Source organism: Streptomyces hawaiiensis, from assembly GCF_004803895.1.
In the GTDB taxonomy this organism is placed as follows: Bacteria; Actinomycetota; Actinomycetes; order Streptomycetales; family Streptomycetaceae; genus Streptomyces; species Streptomyces hawaiiensis.
On sequence record NZ_CP021978.1, the window covers coordinates 2477539 to 2493325 of the forward strand.

General features: G+C 70.9%; 16 protein-coding genes and 1 riboswitch. Of the genes, 8 read left to right on the plus strand and 8 right to left on the minus strand.

Annotated elements, in window-relative coordinates; genetic code table 11:
* Window positions 1-14 precede the first annotated feature (14 nt).
* Window positions 15-1364, minus strand: a complete 1350-nt coding sequence (locus CEB94_RS11435; protein ID WP_175432106.1) for an NYN domain-containing protein — start codon at window positions 1362-1364, stop codon at window positions 15-17.
* 38 nt (window positions 1365-1402) lie between these two features.
* On the minus strand, window positions 1403-1642 hold the full coding sequence (locus CEB94_RS11440) for a hypothetical protein (RefSeq protein ID WP_031106126.1): 240 nt from the start codon (window positions 1640-1642) through the stop codon (window positions 1403-1405).
* Between the two features lie 159 nt (window positions 1643-1801).
* On the opposite strand from CEB94_RS11440, the gene CEB94_RS11445 reads away from it, so the two are divergent.
* From CEB94_RS11445 to CEB94_RS11475, 7 genes are all read left to right on the plus strand, one after another.
* The gene (locus tag CEB94_RS11445; RefSeq protein WP_175432107.1) at window positions 1802-2554 is read left to right on the plus strand and encodes a rhomboid family intramembrane serine protease; all 753 of its coding nucleotides are present in this window, start codon (window positions 1802-1804) and stop codon (window positions 2552-2554) included.
* The gene (locus CEB94_RS11450) at window positions 2551-2832 is read left to right on the plus strand and encodes an Lrp/AsnC family transcriptional regulator (protein WP_030848030.1); all 282 of its coding nucleotides are present in this window, start codon (window positions 2551-2553) and stop codon (window positions 2830-2832) included. Before CEB94_RS11445 ends, CEB94_RS11450 begins: the two co-directional genes overlap by 4 nt.
* Window positions 2833-2938: 106 nt before the next feature.
* Window positions 2939-3274 carry a small secreted hydrophilic protein gene (locus CEB94_RS11455; protein WP_175432108.1) on the plus strand — a complete coding sequence of 112 codons (336 nt, stop codon included), beginning with the start codon at window positions 2939-2941 and terminating at the stop codon, window positions 3272-3274.
* On the plus strand, window positions 3201-4715 hold the full coding sequence (locus CEB94_RS11460) for a sensor histidine kinase (protein ID WP_175436966.1): 1515 nt from the start codon (window positions 3201-3203) through the stop codon (window positions 4713-4715). Before CEB94_RS11455 ends, CEB94_RS11460 begins: the two co-directional genes overlap by 74 nt.
* Entirely contained in the window at window positions 4712-5371 is a 660-nt protein-coding gene (locus CEB94_RS11465) for a response regulator transcription factor (RefSeq protein WP_175432109.1), read from the plus strand. The genes CEB94_RS11460 and CEB94_RS11465 overlap by 4 nt, the downstream gene beginning before the upstream one ends.
* Window positions 5372-5531: 160 nt before the next feature.
* Window positions 5532-6947, plus strand: a complete 1416-nt coding sequence (locus CEB94_RS11470) for an SLC13 family permease (protein ID WP_175432110.1) — start codon at window positions 5532-5534, stop codon at window positions 6945-6947.
* Between the two features lie 10 nt (window positions 6948-6957).
* Window positions 6958-8151, plus strand: a complete 1194-nt coding sequence (locus CEB94_RS11475) for a glycerate kinase (protein WP_175432111.1) — start codon at window positions 6958-6960, stop codon at window positions 8149-8151.
* Here CEB94_RS11475 and CEB94_RS11480 read toward each other — a convergent pair.
* The 6 genes from CEB94_RS11480 to ctaE form a co-directional block, all read right to left on the minus strand.
* Window positions 8106-9473, minus strand: coding sequence for an aminotransferase class V-fold PLP-dependent enzyme (locus CEB94_RS11480; protein WP_175432112.1), 1368 nt, complete (start codon window positions 9471-9473; stop codon window positions 8106-8108). The two genes, CEB94_RS11475 and CEB94_RS11480, sit on opposite strands and share 46 nt — an antisense overlap.
* A gap of 134 nt (window positions 9474-9607) precedes the next feature.
* Window positions 9608-9724: riboswitch (SAM riboswitch) on the minus strand.
* 73 nt (window positions 9725-9797) lie between these two features.
* Entirely contained in the window at window positions 9798-10862 is a 1065-nt protein-coding gene (trpD, locus tag CEB94_RS11485) for an anthranilate phosphoribosyltransferase (protein WP_175432113.1), read from the minus strand.
* Window positions 10863-10999: 137 nt separating this feature from the next.
* Entirely contained in the window at window positions 11000-12622 is a 1623-nt protein-coding gene (gene qcrB, locus CEB94_RS11490; RefSeq protein ID WP_175432114.1) for a cytochrome bc1 complex cytochrome b subunit, read from the minus strand.
* Window positions 12619-13692, minus strand: coding sequence for a cytochrome bc1 complex Rieske iron-sulfur subunit (qcrA, locus tag CEB94_RS11495; RefSeq protein ID WP_175432115.1), 1074 nt, complete (start codon window positions 13690-13692; stop codon window positions 12619-12621). Before qcrA ends, qcrB begins: the two co-directional genes overlap by 4 nt.
* Window positions 13689-14501, minus strand: coding sequence for a cytochrome bc1 complex diheme cytochrome c subunit (gene qcrC, locus CEB94_RS11500; protein ID WP_175432116.1), 813 nt, complete (start codon window positions 14499-14501; stop codon window positions 13689-13691). Before qcrC ends, qcrA begins: the two co-directional genes overlap by 4 nt.
* An 81-nt stretch (window positions 14502-14582) precedes the next feature.
* Complete coding sequence (gene ctaE, locus CEB94_RS11505; RefSeq protein WP_030249479.1) at window positions 14583-15203, minus strand: aa3-type cytochrome oxidase subunit III; 621 nt, start codon at window positions 15201-15203, stop codon at window positions 14583-14585.
* A 145-nt stretch (window positions 15204-15348) separates the two neighbouring features.
* Between ctaE and CEB94_RS11510 the strand changes: the two genes are divergently transcribed.
* On the plus strand, window positions 15349-15750 hold the full coding sequence (locus CEB94_RS11510; protein WP_175432117.1) for a response regulator: 402 nt from the start codon (window positions 15349-15351) through the stop codon (window positions 15748-15750).
* Window positions 15751-15787: the final 37 nt, after the last annotated feature.

The following is a 15787-nucleotide window of genomic DNA, read 5'->3' on the forward strand; positions in this document are numbered from 1 at the left end:
GGGGCGTATGCCCTCTAGGCCCTCGAAAGGCGCTTGAGGAGCATCGCCGAGGCCACCGGGCGGGCACCGGCCCGGGCCACCCCGTCGGCGACCTCGCGGTCGGTGGACGCCACGATGACCGGGCGGCCCGGGGGTTCGGCGCGCACCAGCTGGCGGATGAGCTCGTCGGCGGTGACGCCCGGCTTCGAGAACAGGACGCGTACACCGCGCGGCGGGGCCAGCAGCACCGGTGCGGCGAGCTCGGCGCCGTCGAAGACGCAGGTCACCTCGGCGCCGGTCTGCGCGGCCAGTTGGGAGAGCTGCCCGAGCAGTCGCAGGCGCTGCTTCTCCAGCGGCATCTGCGGATAGCCGGTCTTGGTGACGTTGTAGCCGTCGACGACCAGATGGGCCTGCGGTAGCGCCAGCAGCTGGTCCAGGACCTGCGGGTCGTTCTCCGACAGGGCGCGGGCGGCGATGTCCTTCGGGGTCATCCGGCCCGGTTCGACGGCGTCGACGGTCTCGGCGGGCCGCACCGACACCGGCGGCAGGGCCAGTTCGCGGCGGAGCCCCTGGGTGGCGTCCAGCAGGGTGTCCAGCAGCAGCCGTACCCGCATGTCCTCGACGCTGCGGCCCTCGCGGGCGGCCCGGCGCGTGGCCTCCAGGGCGGCCTCGGTCTCGCCCAGCCGGGACTTGAGCCGCCGGGTCTCGCTCTCGGCGGCGGACACCTGGGCGTGCGCCTCGGCGCGGACGGCCTCGGTCTCGCCGTGCGCCTTGCGCAGGGCGGCCGCGCCGCGCTTGACGTCGCTGAGGGCGGCGCGCAGCTTGCGGTGCAGCGACTCGGTTTCCTTTTTGGCCGATTCCAGCTCCGTGCGCAGCCGCTCGGTCTCGGCCCGGGTGTGGTCGCGGGCCCGGTCGAGTTCGGCGCGCAGCCGCTCCAGCTCGGCCCGGCTCTCCTCGTCGGCGCGCTCGGCGTCGGCCCGCTGGGCCTCCTCGCCGGCGGCGGTCACCAGCTTCACCCAGTCCGTCGGCCGCAGTACGTAGGCCGCGGCCGCCACGTCGAGCGGGTCCGCGGCCGGGGGCGGGGAGCCTGAGTCGAGGGCGCCGGTCAGCTCCGGCTGGGTCTCTCTGAGCTTCTCCCCGATGCGCTGGCGGAACAGCGGATCGGTCTCCAGCGCGGCCGCCATCGCGTTGCCGGCGAACTTCGCCCGGCGGTTCGGTGCGAACCGGGCGTACTGCCTGAGCTGCGCGGGCAGCTCGGCGACCGTCAGCGAGCCGAAGCCGTCCGAGACGATCTGCACGACCCTGCGGCGCACGCCGTCGGGCAGCGGACGGTCGAGCACCTCGGCGGCGCCGTCGCCCGGCCCCCCGCCCGTGGTCTCCGCCATCCGTCACACCCCAATGCCTGTGCGGGGCCGGCTCCCGTTCAGGAGCCGGCGCCCGGCCTGTCCACGAGTTCCACCTGGTCCACCGCGTTGCACCAGCGGCAGCGCACCGACTCGATGGTCTCACTGAGCACGTCGCGCTCCTCGACCTTCGGCTCTCCGGCCAGGTCGAGGTGGACGTACTCGACGACCTTCGACGAGCGGGTCACGTCGAACCTCGTGAGGTTGCCGCAGAGGGTGCAGCGCCACCGCGTCTCGGCGGTCGGCAGGGGAACCGTCATCGTGACCTGTTCTCTTTCCTTCTAGTGTCCGTGACGCGACCGGCATCCCCGGTGCGTGTGGCTCGTAACCCTACGGCCTGGCGGGTCCTCGCCGCCTGCGCGCCCACGGCGGCGAGGCGGTCTGGGAGGTTGCGTCCGGTTACGTCATGCTCTGTGTTCATGATCCGCAAGTGGAGTGCGTCGATCGTCCGGGCCGGCAGATCGGTCAGGGGGTCGTCGGCGCCGGTGACGTACTCACTGATCGCCCTGTGCTGCCTGACCTTCCTGGCCGGACCCGCCTCGGGCCTGAATCCGGCGTACGGCACGGGCGACGAGCTGCTCGCCGTGCAGCGGGCCTACTTCCGGCGCTGGGGCGTGATTCCCGCAGAACTGTTCGAAGGGTCCGCGGGGTCGGCCCTCACCCCCGCGACCGCGCTCTTCGTCCACGGCGGCTGGGTGCACCTGCTCGGCAACATGCTCTTCCTCTACGTCTTCGGGGCGATGACCGAGGAACGGATGGGCCGGGTGCACTTCACCCTGTTCTACGTCGGCTGCGGCTACCTGGCCCTGCTGGGGTACGCCGTCGCCAACGCGGACTCCGGGCAGTCCCTGGTCGGTGCCTCGGGGGCGATCTCCGCGGTCCTCGGTGCGTTCCTGTACCTGTTCCCCCGTGCCCGGGTGACCAGTCTCCTGCCGTTCCTCTTCTTCCTGCCGGTGCGCTTCCCGGCGTGGGTCGTGCTGCCGTTCTGGGCGGCGCTGCAGTGGCTGGCGGCGGGGCGCGCCTCGGACGGGCCGGGGGTCGCCTACCTCGCCCACCTCATCGGATTCGGTCTGGGCTTCGGCTATGCGTCGGTCCGCTACGGCCGCCCCACCGGCCCTACTAGAGTGAAGGCCGCCCCTGCTCCGGCCCCCGAGGGAGAGAACCAGCCGTGATCACCGCGATCGTCCTGATCAAGACCAGCGTGGACCGGATCCCCGAGATCGCCGAGTCGATCGCGGCGCTGGACAGCGTCAGCGAGGTCTTCTCCGTCACCGGCACCTACGACCTGATCGCGATGGTCCGGGTGAAGGAGCACGAGGACCTGGCGGAGGTCATCCCGGGCCGGATCAGCAAGATCCCCGGAGTGGAGGGGACGGACACGCACGTGGCGTTCCGTACGTACTCGCAGCACGACCTCGAGGCGGCGTTCTCGATCGGGCTGGACAACTAGGACCGTCCGGGCCGCCGCCGGATGCCGGATGCCGGGTGTGCCGGATGAAGAGTTCTTCATCCGGGCTTCATCCCGCGCCCCGGGTTCCGCCCGCAGGATCGGGCCCATGGTTTTCACTCGCCGGATGGCGGCACTGTCCGCCGTCGTGCTGATCCCGCTGGGCATCGCCGCGACCAGCTACGCGCTCGCGGACAGCCCCGAGTCGCCCAAGGTGCCCTCCCAGCAGGTGGAGCTGGACCACGGCTCGCCCACGCCCACGCCCACCTCCACGCTCCGGCCCACCCCGCAGGCCACGCCGCCCGGCACCACGCCGGATGACGAGGTCGTCTCCCGGCCTCCGGTGACCGACAGCTCAGCGAGTGACGATGATGACGACGACCGCGGCCAGGGCACCGGAGACGACGGACCGGGCGACGACGACGGCCCCGGTTCCGACCACTGACACCGGCCACCGGCGGGTCTCCGCCCGGGTCCGGATCCTGCTGTGGCTGCTGCTCGTGATGGCGCTCGCGCTGGCCTCGGTGGCCATGACCACCCGCTCGTTCCTGCTGCGGGACGTCGACCACCGGGTCAACCGCCTGCTCGCCCAGGAGACCGGCGAGTTCGCGAACTTCGAGGAGCGCGGCGGGGATCCGCGCACGGGCCGCCCGTTCACCGACGCGGACCGGCTGCTGACGGTGTTCCTGGAACGGCAGTACCCCGACAGCGACGAGGAGCTGATCGGCCTGGTCGGCCGGGCGGGTGCCGGCCCCCGGCAGATCCGCCAGCCGCACGACCTGCCCGTCGCCCTGCCCCTGCACGAGGATCCCGAGGCCCGGCGCCGCATCTTCGGCTCGCCCGCGTCCTCCGGCGTGCTCGGCCGGCCGCAGGGCGAGATCCGCTGGGCGAAGGTCACCGTGGCCCAGCCGGGCCGGGCACCGGACGCCGCGTTCGTCGTGGCGTTCCACCCGGGGCGCGAGCAGGCGCGCGTGAACAGCGTGTTCCGCACGCTGCTCGTCATCTCCGGGGTGGCCCTGCTGCTGACCGTCGGCATCGCCTGGGCGGTCGCCGGGCGGATCCTCAAACCGGTGCGGGTGGTGCGCACGGCGGCGGCGCAGCTCACCGAGCAGGACCTCACCCGCCGGATCCCGGTGCACGGCCACGACGACATAGCGGCCCTCGCCGAGACGTTCAACGGCATGCTCGACCGGCTGGAGCGGGCCTTCGCCGCGCAGCGCGAGTTCGTCGACGACGCCGGCCACGAGCTGCGCACCCCCATCACCATCGTGCGCGGGCATCTGGAGGTCATGGGCGACGACCCCGCCGAACGCGAGGAGACCGTCCGGCTGGTCACCGACGAACTGGACCGGATGAGCCGCATCGTCGAGGACCTGCTGCTGCTCGCCAAGGCCGAACGCCCCGACTTCGTCTCCCCAGAGCCGTTCCAGGTCGCCGAACTCACCGCCGACGTCTACGTCAAGGCCCGCACCCTGGGCGACCGCGACTGGCAGCTCGCGGAGGTCGCCGATCTGGAGGCCGAGCTGGATCCGCAGCGGATCACCCAGGCCATGGTGCAGCTCGCCCAGAACGCCGTGCAGCACACCACGGCCGGCCAGGCCATCCGCATCGGCTCCCGCACAAACGGCCCGCACCTGGAGCTGTACGTCGCCGACTCGGGGCCCGGAGTGCAGCCTCAGGACGCCGAGGTGATCTTCGAACGCTTCCGGCGCGGCACGGCCCGCCGCGGCGCCCGGGGCTCCGGCGCCGGACTCGGGCTGTCCATCGTCAAGGCGATCGCCGAGGGCCACCGGGGCCACGTACGGCTCTACGGCACTCCCGGGGGCGGCGCCACCTTCGCCCTCGTCCTGCACGCGCCCCGGGCACCGGAAGGGGACCCCACGTGAACCGCATCCTCATCGTCGAGGACGAGGAGCGCATCGCCTCCTTCGTGGAGAAGGGCCTGCGCTCCAACGGCTTCACCACGACCGTCGTCACCGACGGCGACGCGGGCTACGAGTACGCCCTGACCGGCGGCTTCGACCTCGTCGTCCTGGACATCGGGCTGCCCGGCCGGGACGGCTTCACGGTCCTGCGGGGGCTGCGTGAGGCGCGGGTGTCGGTGCCGGTGATCGTGCTGACCGCGCGGGACTCCGTACGGGACACGGTGGCCGGTCTCGAGGGCGGTGCCGACGACTGGATGACCAAGCCGTTCCGCTTCGAGGAGCTGCTCGCCCGGGTGCGGCTGAGGCTCCGTACGGCGGCGCGGGCGCCGGAGGTGACGGTCCTCAGGTCGGGCTCCCTCAGCCTGGACCTGCGTACGCGCCGGGCCCGTTCCGGGGAGCGGACGGTCGACCTGACGGCCCGTGAGTTCGTCCTCCTGGAACTGTTCCTGCGGCACCCGGGGCAGGTGCTGTCGAGGGAGCAGATCCTGTCCCACGTGTGGGGCTACGACTTCGATCCGGGGTCCAACATCGTGGACGTGTACGTGCGGACACTGCGGAAGAAGCTGGGCGCGGAGCGGGTGGAGACGGTGCGGGGGATGGGGTACCGGCTGCCGTAGTGGCGCTCGGGCGCCGTTGCCGGGTGCGGGTCGTCCGTGGCTTGGCGCGCCCCCGCGGCGGAGCCGCAGATCGATACAGCCCCGCGCCCCTGAAGGCGTGTGAAAACTCCTTCATGTGGGGCTCATGGGCGGCTCACCGCTCTCGCCGATCGTCTATGGCGTGACCTTGAATCTGCGCTCCACCACCGCCCTGTGCGTGGCGCTGTCGCTGTGCGCGCTGCTGGCGATCCCCCGTAACTTCCCGGGGCTCGGCGGCGACGCCCGGCTCACGCTCGTCGTGTTCGTACTCGCGACCTGCGCCTGGATCGGGACGTCGATCGACGACACCTACATCGCGCTGGGCGCCGGGCTCGCCCTCACGGTGACCGGGGTGATCAGCAGCGACACCCTGTTCGGCACGCTGGGCGACGCCACGGTGTGGCTGCTGATCTGCGCCTTCGTGCTGGCGGCCGCGGTGAGCCGGACCGGGCTCGCCGGCCGGGCGGCGGTGTTCCTGGTCAGCGGGGCGCGCACCGTCCGGCAGCTGGTGCATCTCACGACGGCCGCCCTGGTCGTCACGGCGTTCGCGGTGCCCGCCACCTCCGGCCGGGCCGCGCTCGCGCTGCCGGTGTTCCTCGCCCTCGCGAAGGTCCTGGCCGACCGGAAACGACTGGTCGTGATGCTGGCGCTGCTGTTTCCGACCGTGATCCTTCTGTCGGCGGTGGCGACTCTGATCGGCGCGGGAGCGCATCTGATCACCGTGTCGGTGCTGTGGGAGACGACCGGACAGCACATCGGCTTCACGCAGTGGCTGCTGCTGGGCCTGCCGCTGGCCGTGGCCTCCTCCCACCTGGCCGCGGAGCTGGTCCTGCTGACGACGACCCGGCGCGCGGACCGCCGCGGCCCGGTGCACATCACCCCCGAGCAGATCCAGCGGCACAGCGAGCAGCCGGTCACCGGCCCCTGGAGCCAGGCCGAGAAGCGCTGCACCCTGCTGCTCGCCACCGTGATCGTCCTGTGGTGCAGTGAGCCGCTGCACCGGGTGCCGCCGGCGCTCGTCGCCCTGATCGGCGCCGTCATCGCCTCCTCGCCCGCCCTCGGCACGGTGCGCCTGAAGGACGCGCTGAAGACCGTCCCCTGGTCGCTGCTGCTGTTCATGGCCGCGACGATGGCGATGGGGGTTGCGCTCGCCGACTCGGGAGCGGCGCAGTGGCTGGTGTCCGGGCTGCCGACGAACGAGTCCCCGGTGCTCTTCCTGACGGTCGTGATCGCGGTCAGCACGGCGGCCCACCTGCTCCTGCAGTCCCGTTCGGCCCGCTCGTCGGTCCTGGTCCCCCTGGTCGTGGCGGCCGCTGTCGGAGTCGGCGTCAATCCGGTGGCCGCAGCCCTCGCCTCGACCGCCGCCGCGGGCTTCTGCCACACCCTGCCTGCCTCGGCCAAGCCGGTCACTCTCTTCTCGCAGATCACCGGGGCTCCCACCTACGCCCCGCGCGACCTGCTGCGGCTGTCCGCCGTCCTGGCCCCGCTGACCGCGGCGCTCGTCCTGTTCTTCGCCGTCGCGGTGTGGCCGCTGCTCGGCGTGTCCGTCACCCGTTGAGGAGCTCTCCATGCTGAACCGTGTCGTCGTAGCCCCCAGCGGCTTCAAGGAGTCCCTGTCCGCGGAGGCCGCCGCCGACGCCATCGCGGCCGGCGTACGCCGAGTCCTGCCCGGCGCCGAGATCGACCTGATCCCGCTGGTGGACGGCGGTGAGGGCACGGCTCTCGCCCTGGCCGCCGCGACCGGGGGCAGGATCGTCACCACACCGGCCACCGGCCCGGTCGGGGAGACCATCGCCGCGCACTTCGCCCTGCTGGGCGGCGGGGACACCGCCGTGGTGGAGATGGCGGCGGTCGCGGGCCTCTCCCTCGTCCCGCGCGACCTGCGCGACCCGGGCGCCACCACCACGTACGGCGTCGGCGAACTGATCCGCGCCGCCCTGGACACGGGCGTCCGGCGGATCCTCGTCGGCTGCGGCGACTCGGGCACCTCGGACGGGGGCGCGGGCGCGCTCCAGGCGCTGGGCGCCCGGCTGCTGGACGAGGCCGGCCGGGAACTCGCCCGGGGCGGGCGGGAGCTGACCCGCCTGCACCGAGTCGACCCGAGGGGCCTGGACCCCCGCCTGACGGAGGTGGAGCTGCTCGTCGCCTGCAACCCGTACAACGTGCTGTGCGGCGAGCGGGGCGTGGCCCGGGTCTTCGGTCCGCAGAAGGGCGCGACGCCCGCGCAGGTGGAGGAGCTGTCGGCGGCCCTGGAGAACTGGGCGTTCGTCCTCACCCGCGACGCCGCCGTGCCGGACAGCGACCTTCGCTGCGGGCCCGGCACGGGAGCCTCCGGCGGCCTGGGAGCCGGGCTGGCCGCCCTGGGCGCCCGGCTGCTCCCCCGCTTCGACGTGCTGCTGGACCACCTCGACCTGGACGCCCGGCTGGCCCGCGCCGACCTGGTCGTCACCGCCGAGGGCGCCCTGGACCTCCAGACGCCGCGCGGCAAGGTCCCCGCCGAGGTGGCCCGCCGCGCCAAGCTCTACGGCCGTCCCGTCCTGGCCCTGGCCGGCACGCTCGGGGAGGGCGCGGGCGAGGTGCCGGGCGTGGACGCCTGCCACGGCATCCTGCCCGCCCCGATGGAGCTGGCCGAGGCCCTGCTCCGCGCGAGCGAACTCCTCACGGACGCCACCGAACGCGCCCTGCGCATGATCGTCCTGGGCACCCGGCTACCGGTTCAGGCGGAGGTGTCCGGCACGCAGCGCCCGTCCTCCGTGCGGTAGTTCCACTTCGCCCCGTCCGTCACGAGCTCCTTCACCGCCCGCACGAACCGCTCCACGTGCTCGTCCGGCGTGCCCGCGCCGAAGCTGACCCGGATGGCGTTGAGCGACTTCTCCCCGGGCTCGGCCTCGGGCGACCCGCACTCGCCCTGCGACTGCGGGTCGCTGCCGAGCAGCGTGCGCACCAGCGGGTGGGCGCAGAACAGCCCGTCCCGTACGCCGATGCCGTACTCGGCGGACAGGGCGGCGGCGAAGTGCGAGCTGTTCCAGCCCTCGACGACGAAGGAGAGCACGCCGACGCGCGGCGCGTCGTCCCCGAAGAGGGACAGGAACCGCACCTGAGGGACGTCGGCCAGCCCCTCCCGCACCGCGCGGACCAGGTACTCCTCACGGGCGACGAGGGTGTCGAAGCCGGCCTCGGTCAGCGCCTTGCAGGCCGAGGCGAGGGCGTAGGCGCCGATGACGTTGGGCGACCCGGCCTCGTGGCGGGCGGCGCTGTCGTGCCACTCCACGTCCACTCCCCCGTCCTCTCGCCGGCTGACCTTGCGGCTGGCGCCGCCGCCCGCGAGGTAGGGCTCGGCCGCACGCAGCCAGTCGGACCGCCCGGCCAGGACGCCGGAGCCGAAGGGCGCGTACAGCTTGTGCCCGGAGAAGGCGACCCAGTCGACGTCGAGGCCGGCGAGGGACACCGGGTGGTGCGGGGCCAGCTGGGCGGCGTCCAGCACGATCCGCGCGCCGTGGGCGTGCGCGGCCGCCGCGAGTTCCCGTACGGGCCACAGCTCGCCGGTGACGTTCGAGGCGCCGGTGACGCAGACGAGGGCCGGCCCGTTGGAGTCCCGGTCGGCCAGGGCCCGCTCCAGGGTCTCGACGGCCTCGCGGGGGCCGCGCGGGGCGTCGAGGAAGGTGACGCGGGCGTTGCGCCACGGCAGCAGGGAGGCGTGGTGCTCGGTCTCGAAGACGAAGACCTGGCAGTCGGCGGGGAGCACTGCGGCGAGGAGGTTGAGGGAGTCGGTGGTCGACCGGGTGAACACGACCTGGTCGCCTTCGCGGCAGTCGAGGAACTCGGCGACGGTCCGGCGGGCGTTCTCGAACAGGTCGGTCGACAGCTGGGAGAGGTACCCGGCACCGCGGTGGACGCTGCCGTAGTACGGCGCGTAGGCGGCGACATCGTCCCAGACCCGCTGGAGCGCCGGGGCGCTGGCGGCGTAGTCGAGCGCGGCGTAGGTGACCTCGCCGCCGGTCACGAGGGGGACGGTGACATCCCGCCCCAGAACGGGCAGCGGGGCACAAACCGACGGGGCGGTGACAACGGTGGAGACGGACATGGGTGAACTCCCGTGAAGGCAGGTGGAATCCGCCCGCGAGCACGTACGGCTACAAGCGGGGGGTGAAGAAAAGAGGGATGCGGAGGCGGGGCTCTGCGGCCCTATCGCATTCGCTGGTTCACGAGAGACTCCTCGTCACGCGCTTGCCACAGACCTCGCTGCCTGCGGCCTGGTCTTCACCCGGGGCACCCCGCCACGGACGGAGGGTTGCCGGACAGTCGGCCGGGGCCTTTTGACTGTCACTCATGACCTGATCAGGAAAGTACGTGACGTGAGCGCGGTCCCGCAAGTCGAGTCCGCATCGCGGGACCACGCTCACCTCGGTTACGCGTTGCTGGCCGCCACCCAGCGTTCCAGTGTCCGCTTCGCCGCCCCCGAGTCGATCGACTCCGCCGCCTTCGCCATCCCGGCACGGATCTGGTCGGCCAGTGGTGCCGCCGTCGGCTCCAGAGCGACCAGCGCCGCCGCCGAGTTCAGCAGGACCGCCTCACGGACCGGGCCGGTCTCGCCCTCCAGCAGACGGCGGGCCACCTCGGCGTTGTAGGAGGCGTCCGCACCGCGCAGCGCCTCCACGGGAACCAGTTCGAGGCCCACGTCGCGCGGGTCGAAGGCCTCCTCGGTCACCTCGCCGCCCCGGACGATCCACACCCGGGACGTGGCCGTCGTGGTCAGCTCGTCCAGGCCGTCGTCGCCCCGGAAGACCAGGGACGAGTTGCCGCGCTCGGCGAAGACGCCCGCGACGATCGGCGCCATGCGCGGGTCGGCCACCCCGACGGCCTGGGCACGGACCCGGGCCGGGTTGGTGAGCGGGCCGAGGGCGTTGAACACCGTGCGGATGCCCAACTGGCCGCGGGCCGCACCCGCGTGCCGCAGCGCCGGGTGGAACTTCACCGCGAAGCAGAAGGTGATCCCGGCCTCCTCGGCGACCTCCGGGACCCGGTGCAGCGGCAGCTCCAGGTTGACCCCGAGCTTCTCCAGCACGTCGGACGCGCCGGACGCCGAGGACGCGGCCCGGTTGCCGTGCTTGACGACCTTCGCGCCGGTGCCCGCGACGACGATCGAGGACATCGTGGAGATGTTGACCGTCTTCGCGCCGTCACCGCCCGTGCCGACGATGTCGACCGTCGCGCCGGGCACCTCGATCACGTTGGCGTGCTCGTACATCGTGCGGACGAGGCCGTTGATCTCCTCGACGGTCTCGCCCTTGGCGCGCAGGGCCACGACGAACCCGGCGATCTGCGCCTCGGTCGCCTCGCCGCGCATGATCCGGTCCATCGCCCAGGCCGTGTCGTCCGCGCTCAGGTGCCGGCCGTCCAGCAGGCCGTTCAGCAGCAGGGGCCAGGAGCGGCCCGCCGCGGTGTCGCCTCCAGCGGGGGTCACAGCGCTCATAAGCCGCTCCAGGGTCAGGCGTCCCGCACTACGGGACGAGAGTCTCAACGAGGTCCACCCTATCCAGCCCGGGGCAGGGCGAAGGGCCCCGTCCGACGATCGGACGGGGCCCTTCGTGTGGCGTGGCGAAGCAGTGATCAGTGGTGGCCGTGGCCGCTCGTGATCTCCCGGTGTTCCTCGGCGGTGGGCTTGGGGATCTGGGCACCCTCGCCGAAGTAGGCGTCGCTGAGCTTGGCGCGCAGCTTCTCGGAGCCCTTCACCTTGCGCTCGACACCGTTCTCGTCGACCGTCGGGCCGATCTCGGCCGGCTCGTACTGCTCGTGCGCCGTGAGCGTGTACATCTGCTCCTGGCTGAGCGGCTCGTGCACCTCGATGAACTCACCGTGCGGCAGGCGCTTGATGATGCCGGTCTCGCGGCCGTGCAGCACCTTCTCCTTGTCCCGGCGCTGCAGCCCGAGGCAGATGCGCTTGGTGACGATGAAGGCGATGACCGGTCCGACGAAGAACCCGATCCGGACGAACCAGGTGACCGCGTTGATCGACAGATGGAAGTGCGTGGCGACGATGTCGTTGCCACCGCCGATCAGCATGATGATGTAGCCGGTGACCCACGCGACACCGACGCCGGTGCGGGTCGGGGCGTTGCGCGGCCGGTCCAGGATGTGGTGCTCGCGCTTGTCCCCGGTGACCCACGACTCGATGAACGGGTAGAGGGCGATGATCCCGAGGAAGACACCGAAGAGCACCAGCGGGATGAACACACCCAGAACGAGGGTGTGACCCCAGAGGTTGATCTCCCAGCCCGGCATCGCTCGGATCAGACCCTCGGCGAAGCCCATGTACCAGTCGGGCTGGGCACCGGTCGACACCTGGTCGGGCCGGTACGGGCCCAGGACCCAGATCGGGTTGATCGTCGCGATGGCGGCGAGGGCCGAGATGACACCGAAGACCAGGAAGAAGAAGCCTCCGGCCTTGGCCATGTAGACCGGCAGCAGCGGCATGCCGACGACGTTCTTGTTGGTCCGGCCGGGACCCGCGAACTGGGTGTGCTTGTGGTAGAAGACCAGGATCAGGTGGCCGACCACGAGCCCGAGCATGATGCCCGGCAGCAGCAGGATGTGGATCGAGTAGAACCGGGCGACGAAGTCGGTGCCCGGGAACTCCCCGCCGAACAGGAACATCGAGATGTACGTGCCCACGATCGGCACGGACAGGATCGCGCCCTGCGTGAAGCGGACACCGGTGCCGGAGAGCAGGTCGTCCGGGAGCGAGTAACCGGTGAAGCCGGTGAACATGCCCAGGACGAACAGCAGGAAGCCGAACATCCAGTTGATCTCACGCGGCTTGCGGAACGCGCCGGTGAAGAAGACGCGCATCATGTGCACGAACATGCCGGCGAGGAAGATGATCGCCGCCCAGTGGTGGATCTGCCGGATGAGCAGACCGCCGCGGACGTCGAAGCTGATGTCCAGCGTGGAGGCGAACGCCTCCGACATCAGCTGCCCCTGGAGCGGGACGTAACTGCCGTGGTACTCCACCTCGTTCATCGACGGGTGGAAGAACAGCGTCAGGTACACACCCGTGAGGATGATGATGATGAAGCTGTAGAGGCAGATCTCACCGAGCATGAAGGACCAGTGGTCCGGGAAGATCTTGCGCATGTTGGCCTTGGCCAGGGAGTAGATCCCGAGGCGGCCGTCGGCCCAGTCGGCGACCCGCTCACCCGCGGGCGCCTTGCGGCGTGTCTGTGCAGTGCTCATCCGCGCTCCCAGAAAGCAGGGCCGACGGGCTCTTCGAAGTCGCCGAGCGCCTCGAGGTAGCCCTCGTCGTTCACGCCGATGCGGAGCTGCGGCAGGGCGTGACCGGCGGGACCGAAGATCACTCGGGCACCGTCGGAGAGGTCGAAGGTGGACTGGTGGCAGGGGCAGAGCACGTGGTGCGTCTGCTGCTCGTACAGGGAGATCGGGCAACCGACGTGGGTGCAGATCTTCGAGTACGCGACGATGCCCTCGTGCGACCACTCGAGCTCGCGCTTGTCCTTGATGTTGTCCGGCTGGATCCGGACGATCATCAGGGCGGCCTTGGCGATCTCGTTCTGGAACTCGTGGTCGTGCTCCTCCAGGCCCTCGGGCTTGGCGAAGGTCAGCGAACCGACCGCGACGTCGGAGGGACGCAGCGGCTCGTTCGTGTTCATGTTGACGAGCAGCTTGCCCTTGGACCACAGCGTGTGGCGGAGCTTGGTGCCGGGCAGCGGACCGAGGTCGCGCAGCAGCACGACGCCGGAGAGCGGCACCAGCGTGAGCGCGCCGAACATCGTGTTGCGGATCAGCTTGCGACGGCCGAGCGCCGACTCCTTGGCGCCCTGCTTGAAGTCCGCGAAGACCTTCTCGCGGACCTCCGGCTCCGCCTCGATCGGGTGCCGCTCGTCGGCGATCTCCACGTCCGACATCAGGGTGCGGGCCCAGTGGACGGCGCCCGCGCCGATGCAGAACAGCGCGATGCCGAGCGTCATGCCCAGCGCGAAGTTCAGCGCGCTGATGTGCCCGAGCGGGAAGATGTAGACCGACTTGTCGACCGGGATCGCCACGAACGAGGCGATGAAGGCGACGGTGGCCAGCATCGACACCGTGAACATCAGGGCGACCGCGCGCTCGGACCGCCTGGCGGCCCGCTCGTCGACGTCCTGGATCCGGTGTTCGTGGGGCGGCAGGCCCGGGTCGGCGAACGGGTGCTTGTCGTCCGCGGGGCTCACCGCGCCGTGCCCGTGCTCGTCATGCCCTGCGGACTGCGCGGCAGGCAGGTTCTCTTCTGGAATGTCTTGGCTACTCATGACTTCTTGGCCTTTGCGGTCCGGGCGGCGACCCACACGGCGACGGCGATCAGACCGCCGAGACCGAAGATCCAGCCGAACAGGCCCTCACTGACCGGCCCGAGGCCACCCAGTTCGAGGCCGCCGGGGCTCTCGGTCTTTTCGCTGTTGACCGCGTCGAGGTACGCGATGATGTCCTTCTTGTTCTTCTCCGACAGCGTGGTGTCGGGGAAGGACGGCATGTTCTGCGGGCCGGTCTGCATGGCCTCGTAGATGTGCTTCGGGGAGACGCCCTCGAGGGTCGGCGCGTACTTGCCGTGCGTCAGCGCGCCGCCCTTGCCGGTGAAGTTGTGGCACTGCGCGCAGTTGGTGCGGAACAGCTCACCGCCCTTGGCGATGTCGGCACCCTCGGGGCCGTACTGCTCCTCCGTCGGGACGGACGGACCGGCACCCAGCGAGGCGATGTACGCCGCGAGCTGGTCGATCTCGGCCTGCGAGTAGATGTTCTTCTTCTCCGGGACCTGGGGACCCTGGGAGGTGGCGGCCGGCATCCGGCCGGTGCCCACCTGGAAGTCGACGGCCGCGGCGCCCACACCCACCAGGCTCGGCCCGTCGGAGGTGCCCTGACCGCCGGTGCCGTGGCAACTGGCGCAGCCGACGGCATAGAGCTTCTTGCCCTCCTCGATGGTGAGGGACTGGGCGGTTTCGTCGGCCTGCGCCTTGTCCGCGGGTGCGAACACGGCGTACAGCCCCCCGGTGCATGCCAGCGCGAGGAGTAGGACGACGAGCGCCGCCAGCGGGTGGCGTCGTCGTGCGGAGAGCTTTTTCACGGATTACCCCGGTGTCAGGATCTTCTGCGTCGATGCTTCTGGGATGCGCGCTGCGTCGAGCACGCGCGGATGCGGGCCCTGCTACTTGATCATGTAGATCGTGGCGAAGAGACCGATCCAGACGACATCGACGAAGTGCCAGTAATAGGACACGACAATCGCGGCCGTCGCCTGCTCGTGGGTGAACCTCCGGGCCGCGTAGGTCCGGCCCAGGACCAGCAGGAAGGCGATGAGACCGCCCGTCACGTGCAGGCCGTGGAAGCCGGTGGTCAGGTAGAACACCGAGCCGTACGGATCGGAGGACAGGGACAGGCCCGCCTCCTTGACCAGCTCCGTGTACTCGAGGACCTGACCTCCGATGAAGATCGCACCCATCACGAAGGTGACGATGAACCACATCCGCAGCTTCTTCACGTCACCGCGCTCGGCGGCGAAGACGCCGAGCTGGCAGGTGAGCGAGGAGAGCACCAGGATGGTGGTGTTCGCCGCCGAGAACGGGAAGTTGAGATGGCTCGCCATCTCCTTCCAGTGATCGGGACCCGTCACCGATCGCAGGGTGAAGTACATCGCGAAGAGGGCCGCGAAGAACATCAGCTCGGAACTCAGCCAGATGATGGTTCCGACGCTGGTGAGGTTCGGCCGGTTGACCGACGGGTGCGCGTGCCCGGTTTCTACTGTCGTTGCTGTCGCCACGACCGACATTATGTCGGTCGCTTATCCCGCCCTCACTCCGGGGGGTGCCGTTCGGAGTGTCTTTGCCGGTCGTACCGGTGTTGACGTGGTGTTCAAGGGAGTAGCATCCGGCCCAACGGGCCTGTCCTTACGACGCTGACGTCACGGAGGAACAATGCAGCCGACCGCCACGGTGCTGGTCTACAGCGACGACTCCAACACCCGCGAGCAGGTGCGGCTCGCCACGGGACGGAGGCCGGCTCCGGACGTTCCCGTGGTGGAGTTCGTGGAGTGCGCGACTCCCGCCGCGGTCCTCACGGAGCTGGACCGGGGCGGGATCGACATCTGTGTGCTGGACGGTGAGGCCGTGCCCATGGGCGGCATGGGGATGTGCCGGCAGATCAAGGACGAGGTGTTCGACTGTCCGCCGGTTCTGTTGCTGATCGGACGGCCTCAGGACGCGTGGCTGGCGACGTGGAGCCGGGCCGAGTCCGCGGTGACCCTGCCGGTGGAGCCGGTGGAGTTCGCCTCCGCGCTGGCTTCGCTGTTGCGGGAGAAGGCGGCTTTGAACGCCTAGGGGTGCGGTTCGCCTTGTTGTTCGGCGGCTGCGGGCG